Origin of the sequence: Planococcus sp. SSTMD024 (assembly GCF_041320495.1) — a bacterium.
Lineage (GTDB): Bacteria > Bacillota > Bacilli > Bacillales_A > Planococcaceae > Planococcus.
This window is the reverse complement of sequence record NZ_JBGGNS010000022.1, coordinates 413,870-438,909: the sequence shown is the minus strand read 5'-3', so window position 1 is coordinate 438,909 and position 25,040 is coordinate 413,870. Positions and strand designations below refer to the sequence as shown.

At 51.5% G+C, this 25,040-nt stretch carries 21 protein-coding genes and 1 riboswitch; of the genes, 4 read left to right on the top strand and 17 right to left on the bottom strand.

The genetic code is table 11. From position 1 onward, the window contains the following. Positions 1–48: 48 nt before the first annotated feature. A complete protein-coding gene (locus AB9R92_RS10995) occupies positions 49–945 on the top strand; it encodes a MerR family transcriptional regulator (protein WP_370669488.1) in 897 nt (298 codons plus the stop codon). Positions 946–995: 50 nt separating this feature from the next. On the opposite strand, the gene AB9R92_RS10990 is transcribed toward AB9R92_RS10995, so the two are convergent. The 9 genes from AB9R92_RS10990 to AB9R92_RS10950 all read right to left on the bottom strand — a co-directional run bounded on the left by AB9R92_RS10990 (position 996) and on the right by AB9R92_RS10950 (position 12,551). Further along, the gene (locus AB9R92_RS10990) at positions 996–1,181 is read right to left on the bottom strand and encodes a hypothetical protein (RefSeq protein WP_370669487.1); all 186 of its coding nucleotides are present in this window, start codon (positions 1,179–1,181) and stop codon (positions 996–998) included. Positions 1,182–1,470: 289 nt separating this feature from the next. Beyond that, positions 1,471–2,769 (bottom strand): NCS2 family permease, encoded by a 1,299-nt coding sequence (locus tag AB9R92_RS10985; RefSeq protein WP_370669486.1) that lies wholly within the window; start codon positions 2,767–2,769, stop codon positions 1,471–1,473. Positions 2,770–3,043: 274 nt separating this feature from the next. Further along, positions 3,044–4,255: a NupC/NupG family nucleoside CNT transporter gene (locus AB9R92_RS10980; protein WP_121298837.1), complete on the bottom strand. Its 1,212-nt coding sequence runs from the start codon at positions 4,253–4,255 to the stop codon at positions 3,044–3,046. A 126-nt stretch (positions 4,256–4,381) separates the two neighbouring features. Next, complete coding sequence (locus tag AB9R92_RS10975; protein ID WP_370670099.1) at positions 4,382–5,734, bottom strand: DHA2 family efflux MFS transporter permease subunit; 1,353 nt, start codon at positions 5,732–5,734, stop codon at positions 4,382–4,384. A gap of 175 nt (positions 5,735–5,909) precedes the next feature. Then, positions 5,910–8,999, bottom strand: a complete 3,090-nt coding sequence (locus AB9R92_RS10970; protein ID WP_370669485.1) for an efflux RND transporter permease subunit — start codon at positions 8,997–8,999, stop codon at positions 5,910–5,912. 107 nt (positions 9,000–9,106) lie between these two features. After that, positions 9,107–9,352 (bottom strand): hypothetical protein, encoded by a 246-nt coding sequence (locus AB9R92_RS10965; protein ID WP_370669484.1) that lies wholly within the window; start codon positions 9,350–9,352, stop codon positions 9,107–9,109. A gap of 404 nt (positions 9,353–9,756) precedes the next feature. Then, entirely contained in the window at positions 9,757–10,923 is a 1,167-nt protein-coding gene (locus tag AB9R92_RS10960; protein ID WP_370670098.1) for a TraB/GumN family protein, read from the bottom strand. A gap of 129 nt (positions 10,924–11,052) precedes the next feature. Continuing rightward, positions 11,053–11,895, bottom strand: a complete 843-nt coding sequence (gene ypfJ, locus AB9R92_RS10955) for a KPN_02809 family neutral zinc metallopeptidase (RefSeq protein ID WP_370669483.1) — start codon at positions 11,893–11,895, stop codon at positions 11,053–11,055. A 59-nt stretch (positions 11,896–11,954) separates the two neighbouring features. After that, positions 11,955–12,551 carry a class I SAM-dependent methyltransferase gene (locus AB9R92_RS10950; protein WP_370669482.1) on the bottom strand — a complete coding sequence of 199 codons (597 nt, stop codon included), beginning with the start codon at positions 12,549–12,551 and terminating at the stop codon, positions 11,955–11,957. A 149-nt stretch (positions 12,552–12,700) separates the two neighbouring features. After that, positions 12,701–12,879, top strand: a riboswitch (Lysine riboswitch). A gap of 126 nt (positions 12,880–13,005) precedes the next feature. Here AB9R92_RS10950 and dapA point away from each other — a divergent pair. After that, complete coding sequence (dapA, locus tag AB9R92_RS10945; protein ID WP_370669481.1) at positions 13,006–13,896, top strand: 4-hydroxy-tetrahydrodipicolinate synthase; 891 nt, start codon at positions 13,006–13,008, stop codon at positions 13,894–13,896. 41 nt (positions 13,897–13,937) lie between these two features. Here the strand turns inward: dapA and AB9R92_RS10940 are convergent, their stop codons facing one another. Next, positions 13,938–14,774 (bottom strand): STAS domain-containing protein, encoded by an 837-nt coding sequence (locus AB9R92_RS10940; RefSeq protein WP_370669480.1) that lies wholly within the window; start codon positions 14,772–14,774, stop codon positions 13,938–13,940. 132 nt (positions 14,775–14,906) lie between these two features. Beyond that, entirely contained in the window at positions 14,907–15,932 is a 1,026-nt protein-coding gene (locus AB9R92_RS10935) for a cell wall-binding repeat-containing protein (RefSeq protein ID WP_370669479.1), read from the bottom strand. A 281-nt stretch (positions 15,933–16,213) separates the two neighbouring features. On the opposite strand from AB9R92_RS10935, the gene AB9R92_RS10930 reads away from it, so the two are divergent. Further along, positions 16,214–17,047, top strand: a complete 834-nt coding sequence (locus AB9R92_RS10930; protein ID WP_370669478.1) for a DUF2382 domain-containing protein — start codon at positions 16,214–16,216, stop codon at positions 17,045–17,047. A gap of 46 nt (positions 17,048–17,093) precedes the next feature. Here AB9R92_RS10930 and AB9R92_RS10925 read toward each other — a convergent pair whose 3' ends face one another. The 6 genes from AB9R92_RS10925 to AB9R92_RS10900 form a co-directional block, all read right to left on the bottom strand. Further along, complete coding sequence (locus tag AB9R92_RS10925) at positions 17,094–18,497, bottom strand: LVIVD repeat-containing protein (protein WP_370669477.1); 1,404 nt, start codon at positions 18,495–18,497, stop codon at positions 17,094–17,096. A gap of 295 nt (positions 18,498–18,792) precedes the next feature. After that, the gene (locus AB9R92_RS10920) at positions 18,793–19,431 is read right to left on the bottom strand and encodes a Yip1 family protein (RefSeq protein ID WP_370669476.1); all 639 of its coding nucleotides are present in this window, start codon (positions 19,429–19,431) and stop codon (positions 18,793–18,795) included. A 150-nt stretch (positions 19,432–19,581) separates the two neighbouring features. Beyond that, positions 19,582–20,469: an SDR family NAD(P)-dependent oxidoreductase gene (locus AB9R92_RS10915; protein ID WP_370669475.1), complete on the bottom strand. Its 888-nt coding sequence runs from the start codon at positions 20,467–20,469 to the stop codon at positions 19,582–19,584. 17 nt (positions 20,470–20,486) lie between these two features. Continuing rightward, complete coding sequence (locus tag AB9R92_RS10910) at positions 20,487–21,395, bottom strand: SDR family NAD(P)-dependent oxidoreductase (RefSeq protein WP_370669474.1); 909 nt, start codon at positions 21,393–21,395, stop codon at positions 20,487–20,489. A gap of 238 nt (positions 21,396–21,633) precedes the next feature. Next, positions 21,634–22,383: an anti-sigma factor gene (locus AB9R92_RS10905; RefSeq protein WP_370669473.1), complete on the bottom strand. Its 750-nt coding sequence runs from the start codon at positions 22,381–22,383 to the stop codon at positions 21,634–21,636. Beyond that, positions 22,364–22,942 (bottom strand): RNA polymerase sigma factor, encoded by a 579-nt coding sequence (locus AB9R92_RS10900; RefSeq protein ID WP_058382661.1) that lies wholly within the window; start codon positions 22,940–22,942, stop codon positions 22,364–22,366. Before AB9R92_RS10900 ends, AB9R92_RS10905 begins: the two co-directional genes overlap by 20 nt. Positions 22,943–23,320: 378 nt before the next feature. Between AB9R92_RS10900 and AB9R92_RS10895 the strand changes: the two genes are divergently transcribed. Then, positions 23,321–24,304, top strand: coding sequence for a class F sortase (locus AB9R92_RS10895; RefSeq protein WP_370669472.1), 984 nt, complete (start codon positions 23,321–23,323; stop codon positions 24,302–24,304). Positions 24,305–25,040 lie beyond the last annotated feature (736 nt).

The window sequence follows — 25,040 nt, the reverse complement described above, 5'->3', positions numbered from 1 at the left end:
GTTGTATAATCTTTGTATAACAAAAAACTACGGAATGAAGGTCATGCTATGTACAATATCAAAGCTGCTGCCAAAATACTCGACATGCCCAAAGTGACCATCCGTTCCTGGGAGACGCGCTACAACGCCATTACGCCCGCGCGCACAGAATCGGGTCATCGCCTGTATTCCGACCAAAACTTGGAAGACTTGAAATGGCTGAAAATCCAAGTCCAGGAAAACGGCATGAAAATCAGTGAAGCTGTTAAGCAATTGCACACTTCCAGAAAACAGTTCTACCACCCTGAAGTCGCCGATTCCGCTGAACCTATTGAGTATGCCAAGCAAATTGAAGAACTGTACCAGGCCGCTGTAGAGATTGACATTGACCGGTTCAATTACCTGCTCGATTTAAAGTTTTCGCTATTCCACCACCAGACCGTCTTCTTCCATATCATCGCGCCGCTCATGGTGCGGATCGGGGCAGAATGGGAAAATGGCCAAATCAGCGTCGCACATGAACACATGATCACCAACATCATCCAGCAGCGCTTCAATCAGTTTTTCCGGATTTTCCCGGTAGCGCCCCATTTGCCAAAAGTGCTGGCACTTAGCCCGAGCGGCGAGCAACATCAGCTCGGCTTATTACTGTTCTCGTTATTCCTGCGTGAAAACGGCTTCCATGTCGTCTATACGGGGCCGGACACGCCGCTTGAAGGCCTGGCAGAAATGGTAGCCAAGCAGGACTTCAAATTGGTTTGCATGTCTGTGATGACGCCAAAAAGCCGCCCAGTTGCAGAACAGTACATCAAAGAACTTTCTGAAGCCACCCCTGGCCTTCATTTTCTGCTCGGCGGCCAAGGCATCGATTGCGATGATGAAAAAATCAACCGGTACTGCATCGGCACCACACTTGAATCCTGGCAGCAATGGCTCGACGGATTCAAGACAGCCCATACATCATAATTCCATGAGAAAAGCCATGCGCGAAGGATTCCTTCGCGCATGGCTTTTCTTTATTGCTTGTCGAGTTCCTGGTATTGTTTCATGAATGGCCCGCTGTCCGCCACTTCAGAATGGTAAAGTGCCTTCAACGCAAAGCTTTTCTCGAGCTCCATTTCCTTCATCAAGACCTTGAGCCGTTTTTTCAGTTCCGGCTCCTGGTTGACCAGTTTCTCCATATTCGATTTAAAATAGCGCATCGTGATCCGCTCCTTTTATTTTATTATAACATGCCAAAGCAAAGAAACAGCGCACCCATCAACCGGATGCGCTGTTTGTCATGTCTGGGATTCTTGAATCGTGTTTTCCGAAACTTAAACCGCCCGCTTTCCGCAGGCTCGCGTCCAAGCCTCCTCGGTCGTCTCGCTGATCCACCGAAGTCGGGCGGACGCTTCTACAAACACTTAGCAAGTTTATAGACTCTTAGTTAAAAGTAGTTACTTTCTAATTTTAGCGACTCGTTCAAAACGTCTAAAAATATGAGCTTTTTCAGCCGACCACGTGAAATACGTAATTGACGAAAAACAGACAAGCAATCACATAAAGAGCCGGGGAAACTTCACGCCATTTGCCGATCGCCACTTTCAGCACCGGGTACAGGATAAACCCGATCGCAATGCCGTCCGCAATGCTGTACGTAAACGGAATCAGCGCGATGATCAACAAGGCCGGAAAGGTTTCGCTCATGTCCTTCATGTCGAGATTCTTGATATTCTGCAGCATCAACCCGCCGATGATGATCAAAATCGGCGCAATCGCGCTGTCGGGAATGATCTTGATCAGCGGAATGAAGAACGCTGCCCCCATAAACAAAAAGCCGGCCGTCAGCGAAGTCAAACCGGTGCGGCCGCCAGCAGCCATCGCTGCCGCGCTTTCCACACTGGCCACAGTCGGGCTCGTGCCGAGAAATCCCGAAGCCATTGTCGAGACCGACGTTGCCTGAAACGCACGCGAATATTTTTCCGGACGATTGATGAAATTCACTTGGCCGTGGACAAGGCCGATGTTTTCAAACACCAAAACCATGGTTAGGGAAAACACGGCCACCCAGAACGTCGTCGACAAGAAATTGCCGAACGACATCGCGCCGAACACGGCGAACGCTTCCGCCGTATTGACGCCCGGTTCACTCAATTGGCCAAGATCGATCATGCCGAAGAAATAGGCAATGACCGTTCCCAGGACAATGGTGATCAGAAAATTCCCCGGCACATTGCGGATGAATAAAATGATCGCGAGCAAAAACGTCACGACTGTCGACAGCACGAGCGGATCCGACAGCGAACCGAGCGAAAGAATCGCCCCGTCGCCTGGCCCGACAAGGCCGCCTTTCTCAAGGCCTAACAACATCAGAAACAGCCCAAGCCCAACCGTGATCGCTTCTTTCAGCGAATTCGGCACGGCCTCGCTGAGCATTTTCGAAAAGCGCGTAAACGCAACAAAGACGAAAATGACACCCGAGACAAAGACGACCGCAAGCGCTTCCTGCCAGCTCAGCCCCATCGACTGGACGAGCGTATAGGAGAACAATGCATTGATCCCCATGCCCGGAATGAGCAAAATGGGCGCATTGCCCCAAAAGCCCATCAACAACGCACCGATGACGGACGCGGCGATGGTACCGATAATCGCATACTCGATTGGCATGCCGGACTCCGATAAAATGAGCGAATTGACGGCGATGATGTACACAACGGTGAAAAAGCCAATCAAGCCGGCTGTCATTTCCCGCTTGATGGTCGTCCCGTTTTCGTTAAGACCGAAAAACCGGTCCATCCAATTTGCCATAAGACATACCTTCTATGAAATTAGCCCTCTCCCTACCCGCTCTGCCTAAAAATCAGGTGAGCCAAGATAGAAGTGTAATCCTAAAAAAACCCGCTGTCAAGGCATTTCTCTTGAAAGGCAACAGCTCAAAAAAGCGGCTGCACTGAAGCACCTCCTTTAATTTCAAGATGACCGACTAAGCCTTGGAGAGAAAAAAACCGCCTGCTCCCCGACCATCACAATGGATGAAAAGGAGAGCAGGCGATTTTTGATTGCCCATCAATTAAGCTATTTCTTAAACAAACATCCCTGCAATTGCCGCACTCAAAAGCGACGCAAGCATACCTGCTGCAATGGCACGCATGCCGAGGCGCGCGATTTCCGGGCGGCGGCTTGGCGCCATCGCACCGAGCCCGCCGAGAAGGATGGCGAGTGAGCTGAAGTTGGCGAATCCACAAAGCGCGAAACTCACGATGATGACCGTTTTCGGGGACAAGTTCGCAATTTCCGGCGCAAAGGCCGTATAGGCGACAAACTCGTTCAAGACGAGCTTCTGCCCGATATAGCTTCCGGCTTGAACCGCTTCTTCCCACGGCACACCGATGGCGAATGCAAGCGGCGCGAAGATAAAGCCAAGGATGCCTTGGATGGTGATGTTCTCAGCACCGAACCAGCCGCCGATGCCGCCGAGGACACCGTTCAATAGCGCGATAAGCGCGATAAACGCCAGGAGCATCGCCCCGACATTCAATGCCAGCTGAAGGCCGTCAGAAGCCCCGCGTGCAGCTGCATCGACGACGTTGACCGAACGATCGTCTTTTTCCATGACAAACTCTTTTTCTTCAATTTCTTCCTGTTCCGGAATCATGATTTTCGCCATGATCAAGCCGGCTGGAGCCGCCATGAAGCTGGCAGCAAGCAAGTATTCAAGTGGAACACCGAGAAGCGCATAGCCTGCAAGCGTAGAACCCGCAACCGATGCAAGCCCCCCCGTCATGACCGCGAACAATTCGGACTTGCTCATGTTCGGGAGGAACGGGCGGACAACGAGCGGCGCTTCCGTCTGGCCGACGAAGATATTGGCCGATGCCGAAATCGATTCCGCTTTACTCGTGCCGAGCAGTTTCGACAAGGCCCCGCCGAGCAAACGGATGATCCATTGCATGATGTTCAGGTAATAAAGTACAGATATTAAAGACGAGAAGAAAATGATGATCGTCAGCACTTGGAAAGCGAAGACGAAACCGAATCCTTCGGTGTCAGCTGCAGGACCGAACACGAACGCGATCCCTTCACCGGCATAGTTGATGATGTTCTGGACGCCTTGCGACAAGCCGAGCAATGCTTGTCTGCCAAGTTCCCATTCCAACACCATGAACGCAAATGTAATTTGTATGGCCAATCCGCCGAGAATCGTCCGCGGCTTGATGGATTTTTTCCCATCGGAGAACAAGAAAGCGATTCCAAGAACGACGATGATGCCGAAGATGCCCCACAATAAATTCACAACTTCACCTCATTAAAAGTAGTTTTATCAGAAAATTGAACAAGTTTTTATCATTCATTGTCTGTCGTCAGACATCTTACCAAATCTAAAAGGATAAGTAAATGCACATATTGTGACATCTTCCACTCATCCCTCGCCTTGCTCCTGGGCCTTTGGATTTTTCATAAAGAACGCCAATACGATACCTATGGCACTTAATGCCCCTGTTACCATGAACGAAATATTCACCCCGCGGATTAACCCTTCCACGCCGTAGCGGCCCGGGTCGAGTGCAGCGCTCGTCATGATCGTCACCAGCAGCGCCGTGCCGATGGAACCCGATACTTGGCGCATCGTATTGCTCATCGCCGTCCCGTGCGGAATGAGGTGGTCCGGCAATTGATTGAGCCCCGCTGTCGTAACGGGCATCATGACGAGTGCGACACCGAACATGCGGATGGCGTGCATGACGGTCAGATAAACGAAAGCCGTCTCGGCTGTCAGCACCGTAAACTGGAAGGTCGAACCGGTAACAATCGACAGCCCGGCAACCGCCAGCCATTTGCCGCCGACTTTATCGAAAATCCGCCCCGCGACCGGGTTCATGAGCCCCATGATAATCGCCCCCGGCAGCAGCATGAGCCCGGACTCAAGAGCCGTGAATCCGTGCATGTCCTGCATATAGATCGGCAAGATCGTGGCGCTGCCAATCATCGTGACGAAGACGATGACACTGAGAATCGTTGACAATGTGAATAAGCCGTATTGAAAGACGCGGAATTCCAGAATCGGCTGCTTGAGCTTGCCTTGGCGATTGATGAAGAACCATAAAGCGACGGCCCCGACACCGATCGATGCGATGACCGACGTACTGCCCCAGCCCGCGGCTCCGGCACTCGAAAATCCATAAAGCAAACCACCGAACCCCAAAGTCGAAAGCATAATCGACAAGATGTCGATCTTTGGAAACGTCCGTTCCGTCACATTGCGCAGGAAAAAGTACGCCAGCGCCAAATCAATGAGCGCAATCGGAATGACGATATAGAATAAAGATCGCCACGGGTATTGACCAACCAAATAACCGGATAAAGTTGGGCCGATTGCCGGAGCGAAGGAAATGATCAAGCCAAACATCCCCATAGCCTGGCCGCGTTTTTCAACCGGAAAGACGACGAACAACACGGTTTGGGCAAGCGGCATCATGATGCCGGCGCCCGATGCCTGGACGATGCGCCCGACCATCAGAGTCGCAAAGCCCGGTGCAAGCGCACAGATGATTGTTCCGGCCGCGAACAAGCCCATCGCGGCAAAAAACAAATGGCGGGTCGTGTATTTATTGATCAAAAAAGCCGTGATCGGGATCATGACGCCGTTGACGAGCATGAAGACCGTCGTCAGCCACTGTGCGGTATTGGCGGTGATATCGAGATCTTCCATGATATGCGGCAAAGCGGTGGCGAGCAGCGTCTGGTTGAGTATCGCCACAAACACACCGGCCATCAAGACCGCGAGCAGCGGTTTCCTATGCCGCGCTTCTAATTCCAATGTCCCCAAGCGCATCGCCCCCTTCGTTCAAAAATTGCCCTTTCTCTCCTGCTTACCCCATCAGCCAAGCTTTACTCTGCTCTCCCTAAAAACAAAAAGCTGCAAAGTCCGAAGACCTTGCAGCTTTCCATCAGGCAGCTTGTTTCTTGCTCTTGCGATTGAACAAGTAATACAAGGCTGGAATCATGACGAGCGTGAAGATTCCCGAGAACATGAGACCTGCAATGATCGTTACAGCCAGCGGTTCAAACAACGGATCGCCGGAAAACGCGACCGGCAAGAGCGCTACAATCGAAGTCAAGGACGTCAGCACGATCGGTTTGATGCGTGCATATCCGGATTCGATGATCGCCTCTTCGATGTTGAAATCTCCTGTCAGGCGGCGCGCTTCGACAAAGTCAATGAGCACGACCGCATTCCGGACGACGATCCCCGTTAAGGAGACGATTCCCATAACGCCCAGGAAGCTGAGCGGCGTCTGCGTCAAGAACAATCCGAGAATCGCGCCCGAGATGCCGAGATAGACGGCGATCAATACAAGGAACGGCAAGCCGAACGACTTGAACTGGAATGCGATGACCAGGTAAACGAGCAATAGCACGACTAGGAACAAAATACCGATTTCAGCAAAGAATGCTTCCTGGTCGGAATTCTCGCCGCCAGTCGACAATTCATAGCCGGCCGGCAAGTCCGCGCGAGCGTTATCGACGACTTCGAGCATCTGTGCTTCGAAATCATCCGCTTCGCCAAACGCACGGAGCGTAATAGCACGGTCCCCTGATTTATGAGGCACTTGTGCAAGCGCCGTCGTTTCCTGTGCCGTCAATAATTCGTCCAGCCCGATCAATTCAGGCGGTCCTGGCTGTGCGGCAGCAGGCGGCCCTGCTTCACCGCCGGTTTCTGCTTCTTCACCGGAACTGGAGGCCGGCAAACTGAAGTCAGCAAGGTCGATCGGTTCGCCTTCTGTGATGCCCGCTTGTTTCAAGACGACTTCATAAGGGGTTTGTCCTTCATACAGCGTATAAAGCGGGACGCCTTGCGTCAGAAGCTGCAATTGATTGGTGACCGTCGACAAGGCAATGCCATTGTCCTCAAGCACGCCCTGCTCCGGCACATATTCAATCGCCGGAACCGCAGCGCCGAGGTTATCGGTCACGACGGTCGCGCCGTTTGCGAGCATCTCTTCTTCGAGCGTGTCGCGCAGCGCTGCGAGTTCATTGATATCTGTACCTGTCGCCGTCACGGTCACCGGTGCGCCGACTGGCGGCCCTTGGACGATCGTGTCGAGGAAGATTTCTGCATCGGGGTAGCGTTCGCGAAGCTCCGGCTCCCATTTATCGATGAACGCAGAAGCGGAAGTCGCTTCACGGTCGATGCGGAACGCCACTTGGCCCGTATTGGCGCCTGTGTTGTCCATGGATGAAGCAAACAAATTCGGCAAGCCTTCACCGGTGAAGACAGCTGTTTCATTCACATCGCCGTCTTCCTGTGCCACTTCCTGCGTCACTTCACGGATGAACGCATCGGTTTCTTCAATTGTTGTGCCTTCCGCGAGCCGCACGTTCATCGTCACTTCCTCACGGTCCGCTTCCGGGAAGAATTCGAACGGCGTGAACAAAGCGAGCGATAGAAGCGCGGTCGCAATAACCAACCCGCCGATCCCTGTCAGCCAAGGGCGTTTCAAGACGCCTTTCAGCACTTTTCCGGAATACACTTGCGCAAGCTTTTCAAGCGGCTTGCCAAGGAAGCCCGGCGTATCGGAAATTTTGCGTTTTTTGCGTTTCGTGCGCAAATATTGCATCATCGGCACGAGCGTAATCGACAGTACCGTCGAAGCCAAGATGGTCGTAATCAAAATACTCGGCAGCGCTTTAATGAATGCGCCGTTTCCGCCGGATAACAATAACAGCGGAGAAAACGTGACGACGATTGCCAGACTGGACGACACGATCGACGGGTAGACTTCCCGAACACCGTTGATGGCCCCGGCCATTGCGTTGTCGCCGAGCTTATAGCGGCGCTGGATATTATCGTTGACGACGATGCTGTCATCGACCAAGATCCCGATCGCGATGATCAAGCCAATGACGGAAATCTGGTTTAAATCGACCCCGAGCGATGGAATCGGGATGAGCCCGATCAGCACCGAGGCGAGCACCGTCAGCGCGACGGCAAACGCACCGTACAGCGTCAGTCCCGCAGTTGTGACGACCAAGACCGCGAGCACCGCGATCAACAGCGAAACATAAAGCGAGTTGAAAATCTCGTTGACGTTCTCAGCCTGGGATACATAGCGTTCAGCCGAGATGCCAGCCGGCAAGTCTTCAGTGAAGCTGTCGATCACTTCGCTTGCGCGGTCATCGACAGACGGCACATCTTGCCCCGCCTGCAAAAACACTGTATAGGAAACCGCCGGCTCGCCTTCGAACGTGACGATGTCTTCCGCCGGAACTTCGGCCAATTCGACCGACGCCACATCAGCGAGCGGGACGGCGGCTTGCCCGACTTGCAGCTCACGCAATTTTTCGATGCCTTGGCTTTGCTGCACGGTCAAGACGAATTGCTGCTCGCCGTCGCTATGGGTCCCAAGGGACAGCGGCTGATTTGCTTGCTGCAGGCTTTCAAGCACTTCGAATGGCTGCAATTGATTTTCTGCCAGCGCATCGCCGTCAAGTTCAATCAGCACTTGCTGGCTGTTCAGCCCTTTGATTTGCGTACCGGCGACACCGGATACCGCTTCTACTTCATCCGATAAGTCCGCGAGCGGCCCCTCAAGTTCAGCCAGTTCCGCTTCGTCTCCGTAAAACATATAGGACACCAGCGGGAACGTCAGGTCGAGCTTTTCGACGCTGACATCCTGCGCTTGTTCCGGGAAACTGCCGGCTGCGCGCTGTGCTTGCTGCTGGATCGTGTTGATCAAGCCATCAGGTTCCACCCCATCTTCGATTTCCAGCGTAATGATGGAAGCCGAATTCGCTGAAATGGAATCCATCGAAGCGATGCCGTCGATGCTTTGCAATTCTCTTTCAATCGGGTTTGTGATGCTCGTTTCCACTTCTTCCGGCTGCGCGCCAGGCAAGATTGTAGAGACCAGCACAAGCCCTGGAGGCGTTTCAGGAATTTCACGCTGTGGCAGTGTAAGAAATGTATAAACACCCACGAGCATAAGGATCAAAATCAAAAAAATGAATAGTTTACTGCGTTCGAGTATGTACTGCATAAGGATTTGCTCCCTCCGATTGTTGTATAACTATTGTATAACCAGGAATCGGAAAGTACCACTTTAAACACTCGAAAACCGGCCGATTTTTTTCGGCCGGTTTTCGGTCAAACTTTTTGAGGGCGTTGCTGCTTCAGGTAATAGGCTCCGATAAACAGCAAGAGCGGCGGCACGATGCTCAATTTGAATACCCAGCTGTCATCTCCCATGAAAATCAGGCCCATCGGCAAAAGTGATGCAAGCCCTCCCCAAAACAACGCTTTCCACGATCGTTTCCAAACTCCGTACAACGCGAGCAGTAATGCGGCAATCACCAGCGACCACAATAAGATCCCCATCAACAGCAGATCCATCTCCATGCGCCTCCGTTCGGTTTTATACTTTAGTTATACTCCTTTTTTTAATAAAAATCATTCATTCTTGATGCTTTTTGTTCATTTTTATTATATGGAATTACTAATAAAAAACCTATCCCAAAAGAAAAGCTGATGTCCATTGCGACGGACGCTTTCCGCGGGCACGGCTTCAGCCGCTTCCCTCGCTGCGCTCAGTCCAGGGTCTTCAGCTCGCGTCGCTCCTCCGCTTTGCTCCGTCACTGCTCCCGCAGGAGTCACCGTCTCCATTTCCATCAGCTCTTGTGAATCCAGAAAGTGCTGAAAAGTTAGTTCGAAATTAGAAAAGCCGGAGAAAAAGAGGCTCTTTTTCTCCGGCTTTTCTAATTTCTGATATCTTTGTACCAGTTTCTACATGAACCCGTTTATAGGTTTTCGAAAAACAGCCGCAACACGTCCGCGCCGCCGATGAATGTGCCGAGCGAACTGCCCAGGTTGGTCAAGACGATGACCAATAAGACCCTTGTCACTTTATTGTCCCAAAAGCCTTTGACCGTGAAGACGTCTTTTGACAAGGTATCGAAATCCCCGACATTCGGGCGGCGGACAAAAGCTTGCGTGAGCCCCGAAAACCAGCCCGCCGCAACGAGCGGATTGAGCGAGGAAATCGGTGCAGCGACAAAGGCTGTGAGAATCGCCAGCGGATGGCCGAATGCGACCGCTGCCCCGATTGCGGCAAGCGTGCCGTTCCAAAGAATCCAGCTGATGGTTTGGTCTAAGCCAGCCGCCGGGTTCGCATAGAATGTATAAGCGATAATGGACAAAATAATCACAGGAATGGCCCAGCCGATAATCTTCGGCCATTTCGATTTTTTCGGCACTTCATTGAGCGCCTTTAAATCCTGCTCGCGATGGATTTCCCGCGTGATGCCCGGTACATGTGCGGCACCAAGCACCGCAACGATTTTCTTGCCGGGTGCTTCTTTGATCTTTTGCGCCAAATACTGATCACGTTCGTCGATGAGCGGCTTTTTGATGCGCGGGAATGCTTTAGTGAAATCATCCATCACCGCATTCAAAGTATCCTGCTGCTTCATCTTCTCGAGTTCCTCTTCCGAAATCGATTCCTTGCTGAAAATGCTGAAAAATACGGAAGAAATGAGCTGGACCTTGCCCATCAAGCCGATATTGCCCCAAATGCGCGAAAACGTCACTTGGATATTGCGGTCGGCAAGGACCAGTTCCGCTCCCGTTTCTTCCGCCGAACGGATGCCCTGGATCATTTCAGATCCCGGCTTGATGCCGAACTGGTCGGCCAGACGGTTCTGGAACGACGAGATGGCCAAGTTCATCAACAGCAGGCTCGCTTTCTTGTCCTTGATGATCTTGAAAATATCGGTTTCCTTCCATTTCTTATCCTGCGTGACCGACTCGTAACGCTGGGCGTCGAGTTCGATGCACACCGAATCCGGACGTTCGCGTTCGACGACTTCCTTTACTTGCTCTGCGCTCAGTTTGGAGACGTGCGCGGTACCGATCAAAATCAATTGTTTGCCGTCCACTTCGAGACGGGTGATATTGTCTTCCGTCATTATTTCTTCTGTCATGAGTGTACTTCCTTCATAGAATAAGATTTCTTCTTCATATCGGTTGCCGATGAAAAAGACTGTCTATTCATTATAATGAATCACCCAGCGCAAAATATCAATCTTTTCGAAAGCCTATAATCCAGGCGCGTTGAACGTATTGCCCTCATTCAAATCACCAGCGCGGAAGCCTTTATAGAACCATTCCTTGCGCTGTTCGGATGTGCCATGCGTAAAGCTTTCCGGAACGGCGTAGCCTCGCGTCCGCTTCTGGATCGCATCGTCCCCGACCGCACTGGCCGCAGCCAAGGCTTCTTCCAGGTCGCCTTCCTCTAAATAGCCCATGCCTTGCGCATGATGCGCCCATACCCCGGACAAATAATCCGCCTGGAGTTCCAGGCGCACTTGCAATCGATTGTATTCGGTCTCGCTCAGCTGATTGCGCGCCTGCTGGACATCCCCGAGCACGCCGAGCAAGTTCTGCACGTGATGGCCGACTTCGTGCGCGACGACATACGCCATCGCGAAATCACCCGGTGCGTTGAACTGGCGCTCGAGTTCATCGTAAAAGCTCAAGTCGATATACAGCTTGGAATCCGCCGGGCAGTAAAACGGCCCTGTCGCAGAGCCGGCCATGCCGCACGCTGACTGGACGCTTCCCGAAAACAGCACCAAAGTGGGCTCAACGTACTCCATCCCTTCTTCGGCGAACACTTCGGCCCACACCTCTTCCGTATCCGCAAGGACAACCGATACGAAATCGGCCAGTTCTTCTTCCCGCTCACTCGCCACGTATGGCTCCGAACTGGAAGCCCCGCCGCCATCGCCAAGTATCGCTCCGGGATCGCCCCCGAGAAACGTGATCAGCAAGACAATCAGCAAGCCGCCGATCCCGCCGCCGGCCAGAACCGGGCCGCCGACACTGCGCCCTCTCCTGTCTTCTACATTCCTGCTGCCCGCTCGCCCTTTCCATTTCATAACCGAAACCCTCTTTCCGCATCCATTTTTATAAAGCTATACCCGTTCCAGCGGAAACTTTAATCCCATCTCGGCAAACGATAGACCACAAATCGTTCGCGCGCGTCTTCCATATCGGCCGGAAGCGCAATGTCGCTGATTAATTCAAAAGCAGTGCGCCGCTCAAGGAAATCGGTATACTCGATGGCCGGATAGAATAAAATCACTTCGACTTCGCGCGGATAGTCGGCCACCGATGCCAAAATCCTGTTCATCACAGTCATGAAAACAGGATCGGAAAACGGATTGAAAAAATAAAACCAGCGGTCCTGTGGCTGGATTTCATAATCCTGCGCATAGCCGTTGATGAACTCGATGTCCGCTTTGCCTTTAAAGCGCTGCAAATTCCGGAGCGAGGCCTCATGCAGCGATGGGTCGACTTCCACTCCTGCCGACGGCGTCCCAAACACATGATGCGCGAAAAAGTTCAGGCGGCCCTTGCCGCTTCCGAAATCGACCAGCCTGTCTTGTCCTTTCAGCGGATGTGCCTTGAACAATCTGTCGAGCCACGCATAGGGCGTCACTTCGAAACGGTGTTCATGCATCGACGCATTAAAGCCCATCTGCTCGCCCCCCGTATGAATGTTCAGTTGCCGGTCCATTTGATGATCGTCCATCTGAATGCCTCCTTGTCTCTGCTGCACTAAATTCGTGAACTGTCTTCTTCTCCCACATATTTCAAAATAAAAAATGCTTTTTCTCTTGCCATTCCCATTTCTTTCTGTTATATTACAGCTAATTCAATAATTTCTTGCTTCCTTAGCGGAGCGAGGATAGAGGCGCAAAAACCATCAGTACGCAATCCGAGGAGTATGAGCTCTTGGGACGATTGCCGAAAGGGGGATTTGCCGAAGCGGCAGGATGCTCATATTCCTGTGCGCTGGTTCTGCACTGAATAAGTGCAGGACTGTCATATAGGAAACTATATGGAGGGCTATCTGACGAACAGGAACGATTGGTAAACATTGTTTCTAACGGCAGCAACGGGCCCCCGTTGCTGCCTTTTTGTTTACTCCGGACCGGCCCCCACCTCTAAATTTTGAAAAAAACTTAGAAAAGGGTGTGTTCTCTATGAAATTCGGTCAAGTGATCACTGCGATGGCGACGCCATTCGACTCAGACGGTGAAATCGATTTTCAGGCAACAACAAATCTCGTGGAATATCTAATCAATAACGGTTCGGACGGCATCGTCGTCGCCGGGACAACCGGCGAATCGCCGACTTTGTCGACAGATGAAAAAGTGGCGCTGTTCGTCCACGTCGTCACCGTGGCAGACGGGCGCGCGAAAATCATCGCAGGCACCGGCTCGAACAACACGCGTGCATCGGTCGCCTTGACCCAGCAAGCAGAGCAAGCAGGCGTCGACGGCATCATGCTCGTCACTCCTTACTATAACAAACCGTCACAAGAAGGCATGTACCGCCATTTTGAAGCGATCGCAAACGCGACGACGCTTCCGGTCATGCTCTATAACATTCCGGGCCGCAGCGTCGTCAATCTATCGGTCGATACAATTGTCCGCCTGTCGCTTATTGACAATATCACTTGCGTAAAAGAAGCAAGCGGAGATCTGGATGCCGCTTCTGAAATCATCGAACGCACAAGCAGCGACTTCGCTGTCTACAGCGGCGATGACAGCCTGACCTTGCCGATGCTTTCTGTCGGCGGAACGGGCATCGTCTCGGTTGCTGCGCATATCATCGGCAACGAAATGCAAGAGATGATCAAATTGTTCCGGATGGGCGATACAGCCGGCGCCGCGGCGCTTCACCGCAAATTATTGCCGACCATGAAAGCCTTGTTCGCGGCACCGAGCCCGAGCCCGGTCAAAGCCGCACTCAACCTATCGGGCGTACCGGTCGGCGGCGTACGCTTGCCGATGCTCGCTTTAACGGAAGAAGAAATCGCCACATTGCAGCAATTCCTGCCGTCCGCTAAACAGGACGTGGTCACCAATTAAAAAAAACTTCGCAGACCCGTTTCAGGGTCCGCGAAGTTTTTTTAATTATAGACGTTTTCCAAGGCGCGCTTCAAGCTGCCCCCGATGTTCAAGGTCCGCACATCCACGCCGAGCGCAGTCAAGGATTGCGCCGTCTCCGGCCGGATTCCCGTCAACACCGCTTCGACGCCGATCAGCCCGAGCGACTGGATGATTTTGATGACTTGTTCCGCCACCATCGTATCCACACGGATGACCCCTGATAAATCGACAATCAATGTGCTGATCTCCAATTCACTGGCCGACAAGAGCGTGCGCTCCAAAATATAACGCGCCCGGTCGATTTCGATGCTGCCGACAAGCGGCAAAATGGCGACTGAATCACTGATTGGAACGACAGGCGCCGACAGTTCCAGAAACTCCTGGCGTGCTGTTGAGAGTTTGCGCTGATAGGAAGTCGTATACGCATGTGTATAGGAATATGTCGCATGGTCCAGAAGCGCATGCAATAATTCCGCCGCATCATAAGTTATTTCCGGGGAAATAGCCGAACGCCGGCCTTCACTTTTAATTAAGGTCGCAATGTGCTTCCGGTACAGCGCCGTTTCAGCAAGCGCCACATCCAAGGTCATGCCATGCTCCAAGAAAAAATTCCCGGTGGCGGTTCCCCACTCAGCCATGTCTGCCATGATTTCTTCTTCGCGGCAGCTATTCTGCAAGGATTTTCCAAGCAGTTCAATAAAGCGAACGCGCTCTTGCAACACCAGCTCCGAAAATTTGCGGTTTTCTTCCACAACTTTCTCCGGTAAAGCGGCCAGGCGTTCTTCCTGGATTAATTGGGCAATCATATATTTTTCTTCTTCCACTCGTTTCCCGAATAACGCCATTTCTTTTTCCATTGGTACCTCCGTCAATTGCTGCTCACTTTATTTCTTGCAACGGATTCATTATACCTAATCTTCTATACAAGAAATAGCCTTTTGCTTTTAATGAGAGAAAATGCCCGCCAGATGGCAGGCATTTTTCAGGTATTATTTTGCGAACAATTTTTTCAATGTGTCAGATGAAACGGCTTTTTCACCGCCAAGAATGTTGTAGAAAGTATCCGGTGTCGAATAATCCTGAATCTGTTGTTTAGACGCTGCTGTAGGAGTTGGGGCAGTCAATACAAGCGGATCTGGATAAAGCGAAGCGAGTGCGCTTCCCGATAATGCATCCGGGAAATTCGTACCCGTCGCGATATAGATTTCAGCTGTTTCATCATACAACTCATTTTCATACATGAAATCATTGATTGCCTGGTTTGTGTCATAACGGCTGACACCTGCAAGGCGCAACGGTTCTTCAGTGAACAAATCTTCCACTGACGAAGCGACCGCTTTTTCACCGCCGATGATAAATGGCCATTCCGGCTGGTTGGCTTTAATATAATCCGCCACTACCGTTGGAACTTTGCCTGAAGCGGGTACCAACAAAATCGGTTCTTCAATATAACCCGCCGCTGGGGAAATCGACAAAGAATCGGCAAAGTTTGCGCCAGTCGTAACGAACAACGAGTCGTCCATCCCTAGTTCTTCAGCAATTTTCACTGCAGTTTCGTAGCGGCTCTTCCCGCTGATGCGATCCACTGTAATGCCGAGCTTCGCGATTTCATTTTTGACTTTTTCAGAAACCGCTCCAGTTCCGCCGATTAAAATAACGTTTTTCGCGCCCAAGCGCTTCAGCTCCTCCGCAAATCCTGCAGGCAAAGAATCTTTTTTCGTCAAAAGAAGTGGAGCTAGATGAGAAGATGCAAGCGGTGTTGCAGCCAAAGCATCCGGGAAATCAGCGCCTGTTGCAACGACAACCGTTTCCGCCTCCCCATCACCCCAGCCATACCAAGAAACTTCCAAGCTTGTCTGATAGCGGTCGCTGCCAAAAACGCGGTAGGAGTTGTCCTCAGTAAGTGCAGCCGCAGAAGCTGCGCCAGCCGGTAAAACTGCTCCAAGAGCCAAAGCTGCAGTCAATGCTGCAGTCGTCAAAACTTTGCCGTAAATCATCGTTAATCGTTTCCCCATTCTGTAATGTATTCATTTCTTTTCCAATTATATGATATTTTACGAACATTACAATAGGGTTACAAAAATATTTTTTAGTGAGCATAAATTCCCTCGCCCACTAGGATTCTGAAGTAGTAATTTCTTAACTTCATATATTCTTATTTCATCCCAAAGTTTTTCTCCTTCACTTTCATTCGATCCCGCCAAACCCTGCCTAAGGTTTATGACTCCCGGCTTTCCGGGTACATAAGCCATAACGCAGACACGGCAAAACATTGACCTTACAGGAGGATGCTATTATGCAAAAACACGGCCATAAATTGATCGGCACATTCGATGTGCAGGCGGAAGTGATTCATGAAATCGGTGAATTAAAAGCGCAAGGCTATAAAGAAGAGGATATGTACGTCGTCGCTTTGAACGGCCAACAGCTGCAGATGGTGCAAGGGCAGACGGATGTCCACCTGAACACCGATAAAGGCGATTTCATGGACAAGTTCAAATCGTTCATTTCCGGGGAAGACCCGACTAAAGATGCACTCAAACAAATGGGCCTCTCCGATTCGGAAGCGGCTGAGTATTATAAACAAATCCAAAGTGGCAAGCTCGTGTTGTATGTCGACAGCGAATACGGCATGAATTACGAGAACTTCGACGCGGCCGCCGCAGAGCTGTCTGGTGATACCGGACCTACACAGGAAAATCGCCATACATCTGAGACACCCGATTTAAGCGATGAACAGAAGATGAAACTTCACGAAGAGCGCCTGGCGGTCGATAAGGAATGGGTCGAATCCGGAAGCGTCGACATCCATAAGAACACGGTCGAAGAACAGCAGACACTTGATGTTCCGTATGAACGGGAAGAAGTCGAAGTTGAACGCCGCCCTGTCAATCAGGCATTGTCGGAATATGAAGCGAGCGGCCACTCCGCCGAAACTTATGAAAAAGATGGCCTCTGGCACATTCCCGTCATCGAAGAACGCCTGGAAGTGCGCAAAGTGAAATACGTCAGCGAGGAAATCATCGTCCATAAACGCAAAGTACAGGAAACGAAGCATATCAGCGAAACAGTGCAGCGTGAGACGGTCGACATCGATGAAAATAATGTCCAACGCTACGAAAAGCCCTAAACACAAAAAGGCGATTCCATTTCCGGAATCGCCTTTTTTCAATGGGTTAATGCTTGGCAGGGTTCGGCTTGTCGCCTTTTCCTTTTTGCAGCACTTTCAATCCTTGCCCCATATCGGATGCAAGCACATAGTTGCGGTCGACGAACACGCCCCATACATCCGCCTGCTCCGGCACATATTGGCCGATCTGCTCAGGATTGCTCGGGTCCGTGATGTCCACCATGTAGACGCCGCCTGCATAATGGCTCAAGTACAGCGTATTGCCGTGAACTTTCGGATCATGTACGGTATTGGCGAATGTCGGGCCATCTTCCACTTTTTCCGTCAAATCCGTTTTGAACTCGCTCAGCAGTTTCGGATTCGATTTGTCTTTGATATCGAAGATGCGCGTATAGCCATAGGATTCTTCATAACCTGCCCTTACCGGCGTCGATACTTCGCGCGTTTCGATCAAGACATTTCCGCCTTTCGCAAGAGCGGCGGAATGAGCGGCTCCTTGCTGTTCTGAAGAATAATCAGTACGGCCGATATACACCGGGGTCTCCGGATCCCGGATATCGAAAATCACAGTGCCGAGGTCCCACATCGAGACGTAAGCATATTGCGCGTTATGGTCAGTGATGACACTGTGGTTGAAGACAGCGCGTGTTTTGCCGTCCGGCGCGTTCCAGTTATAGCCGTTGAACGAGTCAGGCACTTCCGGAAGGCTGCGCGGGTCGAACTGCCACAGCGTTTCCGGATTCGCCGGATCGGAAACATCGACGATTTGGAAATCGTGTTCTTCGCCGCCGCTGTAGATATCAGCATATGGATTCGAAGCAAAGACCAGGGCACGGTCGCCTTGCATCGTCAAATACAATTCATGCGTGCCGCGTGTATCCGCATAGGTTTCCCAATAGCCTAACTTTTTCGGCGCGTGCGGATCTGTCACGTCATACAGCAGGAAACCTCCCGCCGTATCCGCATGGCGGTCTCTTTGCTGCACGCTGACCACTGCCAGATCGCCTTTGAAATCAGCGGTGTTCACGCTTTTGACGATGACTTTCTCCTGCCAAGTGCCGGCTACGTCGTCATGGCCGAACACCGACACTTCTTTCGGATTGGACGGATCTTTCAAGTCGAAGACACGGACTCCGCCGTTGCCGCCATTTGCCGTGTGTGTTCCGAGATACGCAAACCCTTTATGTGCATAGACGTCGGCCGTGTTATTTTGGATACCTGCCAATTCCTTGATCTGCACAGCAGCCGACTCGGTCAAATTCGAGACATTTTTCGATCCTGACATGCTGGCGTCGCTCAAATTCAACATTTCTTCATTGGAAAAAACGGCACGCTCCCCTTTTGACAAATCACTGCCATCCAGCGCATCATGCGCCATGCTAGTCGGTGCAAATGAGAAGACGAGAGCAGAAGCCAAAGCAACATTCAAAAACGGTTTATGAATTTTCAATAGAATCCCTCCAAGGTTTAGTTCGCTTGTCGAATAAAGTATAGAGGGCATGGAGCAGCGGCACAATAGGATACGGCAAAATTTTCTAAATATTACAAAAGATAAACAAATTGTCACATTATCTCTCGTGTTCCTGTACCTAGCTTTTTTCACTCTTCTTTAACAATGAACAGCTCGATAAGCCATTTGCTTTAGTTTTTTTGAAAATCCAAAGCCTTTCTTCAATGGGTCCCGCAAAGCAAAAAAGAGCCGGCGCTTCTGTGCGCCTGCTCTTTTGGCTAGTTAATATTAATGTTTAAAATGCAGCAAACAGGAACATCGTCAATAGCGTAATGATGACAACCGCGAGCAGCACGGACGGGATCACGATTACGAAAAACCCTTTCCACGCTGAAAATCGCTGCGCTTCTCCCACGGCTTTGCACTGGATCACGAAAGTCCAGATGCCGACGATAATCACGACAGCCAACAGCAACAAGCCGATTACCAAGCCGAGCCCCGTGTCAGGTTCTGCCGCACCCGGTTCGACTTCCGTATAGAAAGTTGAAGGCGATGTGAGCAGCCAGATCAGCCACATTGGCAATAGCCAAATTTGCGGAATGCTCGATGTGACGACCGCACGGAACATTTCCGTATACGTCCCGACACCCCCGAACAATTTGCCCAATAACTTATAAATGCCGGAGATGATGGCGATTCCGACCACTGCAGAAAGCGGCCCGAGCAGCAAGGCACCGAGAATCACCCCTACGGCCGGAAACATCTCTTCGCCGCCGGAAGCTCCGGAAAGCGCGCCTGCAAATCCGACCAATACCAACAGCAAGACGATAAAGCTGGTGGTTTTTTCTTCGATGACGTAGCGTACCGTCTCGCGCGGGCGCGTCCAGATGGCTGTAAATGGATTCAATTGAGCATACGCAGTTGGCTCATTCATGCAGCAGCCCGCCTCGTTTCCCTTTTTCTGTATACATCATGAATTATTCCCCCTTTTATTTCCATCTAATCACACTCTTCTTTACTTGTAAATGACTGGAAGGAGGGAAACCGGCTGCCGGCCCATAAAAAAAGCCTAAGCAGATGCCGCTTAAGCTTTCGGGTTTTCGCCTTCGGATTCTGCCGCCGCCTTTTCAGGTTCATGGAGCGTTCCGCTATGCGGCGCTTCAGGCGGTGTTTTCTCTAAATTCATCTTGATGAATTTTGCCGAGCGCTTCTCGAGCATCTTCGGCGCGATCCGCGTCAGCAGGCGCACGGTCTTCATCTTCCGCCCGACTTCGACGACTTCCTTCGGTTCATCGATCAAATCGATGATGACCTTGACCGCCTGCATCGGGTCGTCCATCGGCTTCATGTCGACCACATGGCCCGAGTAGTTTCCGGCGTGTTCGAACCACGGCGTGTCGGTCGCCCACGGAAGCACGGAACAGACATGGATGTCGTGATACCCCTCGAGCTTCATCTCTTCATTGAGTGCCGAACTGAAACCGAGGACGGCGTGCTTGCTCGCGCTGTAGCCGGTGAAATAAGGAAATGCAACATCGCTCGCCACCGATCCGATATTGATCAAAATGCCGCTGCCGATTTCCTTGAAATGACGAAGCGCAAAATGGCTGCCGTTGACTGTGCCTTTGACGTTCACTTCCACCATGCGCGCAAGGTCTTCAAGCGGTATTTCCGTAAACGGGCCGATTACACCGACGCCCGCATTATTGATCCAGACATCGATTTTGCCGAAACTGGTCAACGCTTCTTCGAACAGCCACGCGACATCCGCTTCCCGGCTGACGTCCATCGTAACTGCAATGGCGTTCGGGCCGAGTTCGCTCGCAAGCGCTTCGATCAAGCCAGTGCGCCGCGCCGCCAGCACCAGATTGGCGCCCTCCTTGGATAATTGGCGGGCCACTTCTTTGCCGAGTCCGCTGGAGGCGCCGGTGATGACGATCGTTTTGCCGCGCCGTGATGTTTCCTGTGCCATGCCGCCTCCCCCTTTCTTCATTGTTCTTCTTGTTGTTCAAAGCGTTCCCGCAAATCCCCTGTAACTGCATGCCCTTCTTCAACCGGCTCGTGCAAGCTGCCGGAAGTCAGTTCCGCTGCCGGTGCCGATTCGATCATCTCTTTGAGTTCCTGGCCGCTGAGCCCTTTTGCAAATGCCGGGATAAACTGCCCCAACATGGCGGCCGCTTTACCCTTGCTGCCGACTTCCAAAGTCTTTTTCGGTTCCTCGATCAAACCGAGAATGGCATCGATCACTTTGGCCGGATCATCCGGCGGCCCGACCAGGATTTCATGTCCTGAATAATTGGCCGCATGCTCTGTCCACGGAGTGTCGGTGACCCAAGGATCGACTGAACAGATGTGGATATCCGGATAATTTTCCAGCCGCAGTTCTTCGTACAAGCCGTTCGATAATCCGCTGACGCCGAATTTGCTGCCGGTATAGGCAGCACCGTAAGGCATCGGGATCTTGCTCGCAAATGAGGAGACATTGATCAAGATGCCTTGCTGCTGCTCTTTGAAGCGGCGCAGCGCAAAATGGCTGCCATAAATGGTGCCAAGCAGATTCACTTCCACCGTCCGGTTCAAATCGCGCAGCGGCGTATCGATAAATGGGCCGTAGACACCGATTCCTGCGTTGTTGATCCACACATCGATGCGCCCGAAATTATTCACCGCAGCCCTGTGCAAACTTTCCACGTCCTTCACCCTGCTGACATCGGCCGTCACCGGAATAACCATTGGCCCAAGCGAGTCCGCGAGCTCCTCAATCAGCCGCGTCCTGCGGGCAGCAATGACCAATTTCGCTTGTTCACTGGCCAAACGTTCCGCCAGCCCACGGCCGATCCCGCTTGATGCTCCTGTAATGACCACAACTTTTCCCTGATTCGAATGCTTTGCCCCCACAGTGCTCGCCTCCTTCTTAAAAAAGTGCAGAGTTTTGTATTTAAATACCCCTTTCAAACGCTTAAAAAACGCTTCATGGCGGGAGTTGAAAAGAACAGTGCTAAGGGTTTAATAAATTCTGCACGACATCCACCCAAACACCTACCATAGGTTAGGGTTTTTCCTTAACTTCCTCATAATAAAAGAGCGGCACTTGTATAAGTGCCGCTCAAAGACGCTTTGATGCTTGAAAAATCTGTTATGCCTCCGGATCGATCGCCGCGCTAAGGACGATTTCGCCCTGTGGTGCCGTGTTTCCACGGTTCGGCTCCAGCGTGACTGCGATGGTGTCCCAGCCTTCCGTATCCTCTTCCAGGCTGAAGAACACTGCCCCTTCGTTTTCCTGGCTCGGCGTGAAGGCCCCTGTCGGAATCGGCTGCCCATCTTTCAGCAGCCAGACTTGATAGACTTGGTCTCCGCTCGTCGGTTCCAGCTGATTTGCCTGAACCAAGAGATTCAATGCCCCTTCTTCATGGACCAAGGCAGCTGTTCCTGTTCCTTCAAATGCTTCGCTAGCCTGTAAATCCACTGTTTCAAAAGCGACTTCAGGTGCTGCTGGAGCGTCGGGCTGATCGCTTAGCTCGTAAAACGCGTAGGCGTTTCCGAGCAGCGAGACGAGCAGTGCCGCCGCGACGAGCGGTGTCCACTTTGATGTTCTGAATCCGCGCTTTGCCATGGCGGCAGGAGGCGCCGGTTTATCGCGTTTTATCGGCTCTTCTGCCAAAGGCGCTGGCTGTTCTTCCTCGTCGAAGACCGCATCCAAAATCCGCGCCTTCATGCCGGGATTCGGCGCTGCCGGATCTGCAAGATAAGGGAGTTCCCCTGTCGCATCCACAATCTCGCGACATTCCGGACACTCCGCTAAATGTGCTTCAAACTGCTTTTGCTCTTCTTCATTCAACGTGCCATTCAAATAATCGATCAATTGATCACAATTCGCGTTTGTCATCCAGAACTCCCCCTTCCTGCACCATTTGCAAGGATGTCTTTAATTTCTTTAATGCCAAGCGGATCCTGCTCTTTACGGTACCGAGCGGAATGCCGCATTTTTCTGCGATGGTTTCATGCGTGTAGCCCTTGAAATAAAATAGATGGACCATTTTTTGCTGTTCCTCCGATAAATGCCGGACGGCTTGATGGATCTGTTCGCTCTTCTCTTGCCATTCGGCCGTTTCTTCCACCGAAGAGTCGGTGCTTTCCACTTCCGCGATCTCATCCAACGGAACGGAAGGTTTTTTCTGTTTGCGGATTAAATCCACAGCCGCATTGCGCGACATCGTCACCAGCCAGGCAACGAACTTTCCTTTGCTTTCGTCATAGCTGCCGACTCCGCGCCACACTTTGACGAATACTTCCTGCAATGCTTCCTCTGCCAAATCACGGTCTCCCGTCATTTTGCATAAATAGGAAAATAGCATTTTTTCGTAGCGGTCGTACAATTCCTCGAGCGCGGCCTTATCTTTACCCCTGACGCGCTCGTATAACAATGCGTCTGAAATTTTTTCCATGCCGTTTCCCCTTTGTTACAGATTTCGTATACCTAGCTTACTATAATCCGCGGCATTTAGGTTGTTTGACTCTAATTCGTTATTACTTACCCAACGCAGCATAGACGGATATAGTTCACTTTTACTTTACTATATCTTCCCTTCTTGCCTCTAATTGTGTCTAAAAAAGGGCAACTTGCCGATTCTTCATTTTCCCCAAAAAAATTCCCTTTCAAGTGATCTAAATTACTAATTTTTTCGTTATTACTATATATGAACTACAATAATCGAATCTATGCTTTAAGAATTCAGCAGCAACTCAAGCTTTTTTATCCGCATGCATGCCATTACTTATGAATGAAGCAATCAATTATCGGACCACGAAAGGTGGATGTGCAGATGAGACAATATTTAATCATGGGGTTGGCCACAGCGCTTTGCATCACCTTATTTTTCATTTTAGATCCACTGAATGGAAATAACCCGGAAAAACCCGAAACCAAACAGACAGATACGGCGCAGACTGCGGCCAAACCATCCGAACAGAAAACGCCGAGCGAGCGGCTCGATACGCAATACAAGGACAAGATCGCCGAATTCCCGGTGCGCCCGGCACAGCAGGAAAAACTGTCTGAACTGCGCCAAGAGCGGCTGGACAACCTTCAAGGCATGAAGCCCGCACGCATTGCGATTCCTTCCATAGGCGTCGACGCGGCAATTGAAGAAACCGGCGTCTTGGATAACGGCGAGATGGGCGTGCCAGAAGACGTCGACCAAGTCGGCTGGTTTGAACCAGGCTTTAAAGCCGGCGCAGAAGGAAATGCCGTACTGGCAGGACACGTCGACAGCCTCACCGGCCCCGCGGTCTTCTATGAATTGGACCAGCTGGAAAAAGGCGATCAATTCACGCTGACGGATGCAGACGGGCGCGAAATGGCGTTCGAAGTCCGCGGCACTTCGAGTTACATCACAGACGAAGCGCCAGTCGAAGAAATCTTCGGCCGCTCGGACCAGCGCATGGTCAACTTGATCACCTGTACCGGCGACTTTAACCGCGACATCGGCTCACATGAAGAACGCCTCGTCGTCTCGGCTGAACTCATCTCCGATTCCGCGATGAAAGAACAGGCACCCGATGCGCCGGACAATTTGAAACTTACGGCCTCTGCCTTGTCATGGCATGCCGTACGCGACGATGCAGTCATCGGCTACCGCGTCTACGAAGAAGACCTCGAGAGCGGCGAATCCGAACAGCTGGCGACAGTCTCGCTATTCGAACGCAAAAGCATCCCGCTTGAAGCCGACGAATCGAAGCGCTATTACGTCGTGGCCGTCAACGTCGACTTGAAAGAATCCGAAAAAGCCTATATTCCTGAAGAATAGCGAATCCCCTGTCCGGCAACGCCGGACAGGGGATTTTTTATGTAAGACAGAAGTTGTGAAATGAAAAAGAAGTGATTGGAAAGCTTCCGCTTTTCGACTGCGTTGCAGGGGGCTGCCTGGTGCTCGCAGGATGCGAGTCATGCAGCTGATGTGACAAGAACCATTAGTTAGAAAGAAGAGATCTGAAAAGCTTCCGCTTTTCGACTGCGTTGCAGGGGGCTGCTTGCCGTGGGGCGGGTGTTGAGCCAACGTGCCAAAGAGCGCGGCACGTTTGTCTCGCCAGCCCGCGCGATCCCACAGGCGTCAGCCCCCTTCCACTCCGTCTCTAGTCTTAGAGTGTAAGATCGTTTCTTCAGCTCGTTTAAAATGAAATATGGAAATGTATCTTATTCAATAGCTTTTTCAAACAAGCCGAAGAATGAAGTGTCACATGTCTCAATCCACCAAACAAGCCCAAAAATTTAACCTGCTCAATCAGCGGCTTGTCAGATGCACCATCTCCGGTAGCGATTCCCCCGTTAGCCGACAACTAGTTACAGGAGCAGAACCAACTAATCACACCTCTTTCAATGAAATCTCTCAGCCGTCGAGCGTAAAAGGGTGAGCCGATGCCGTAAGACAGGCGCTCTTCCTGGCTTGCGGCAAGAGGCCAACCCAAAGCCAGGCGGCGACTACTGATATGAAAAGTAGTTAGAAGCTCGGAACACGTCCACTCAAAAACCCTCGCTATCCTCAC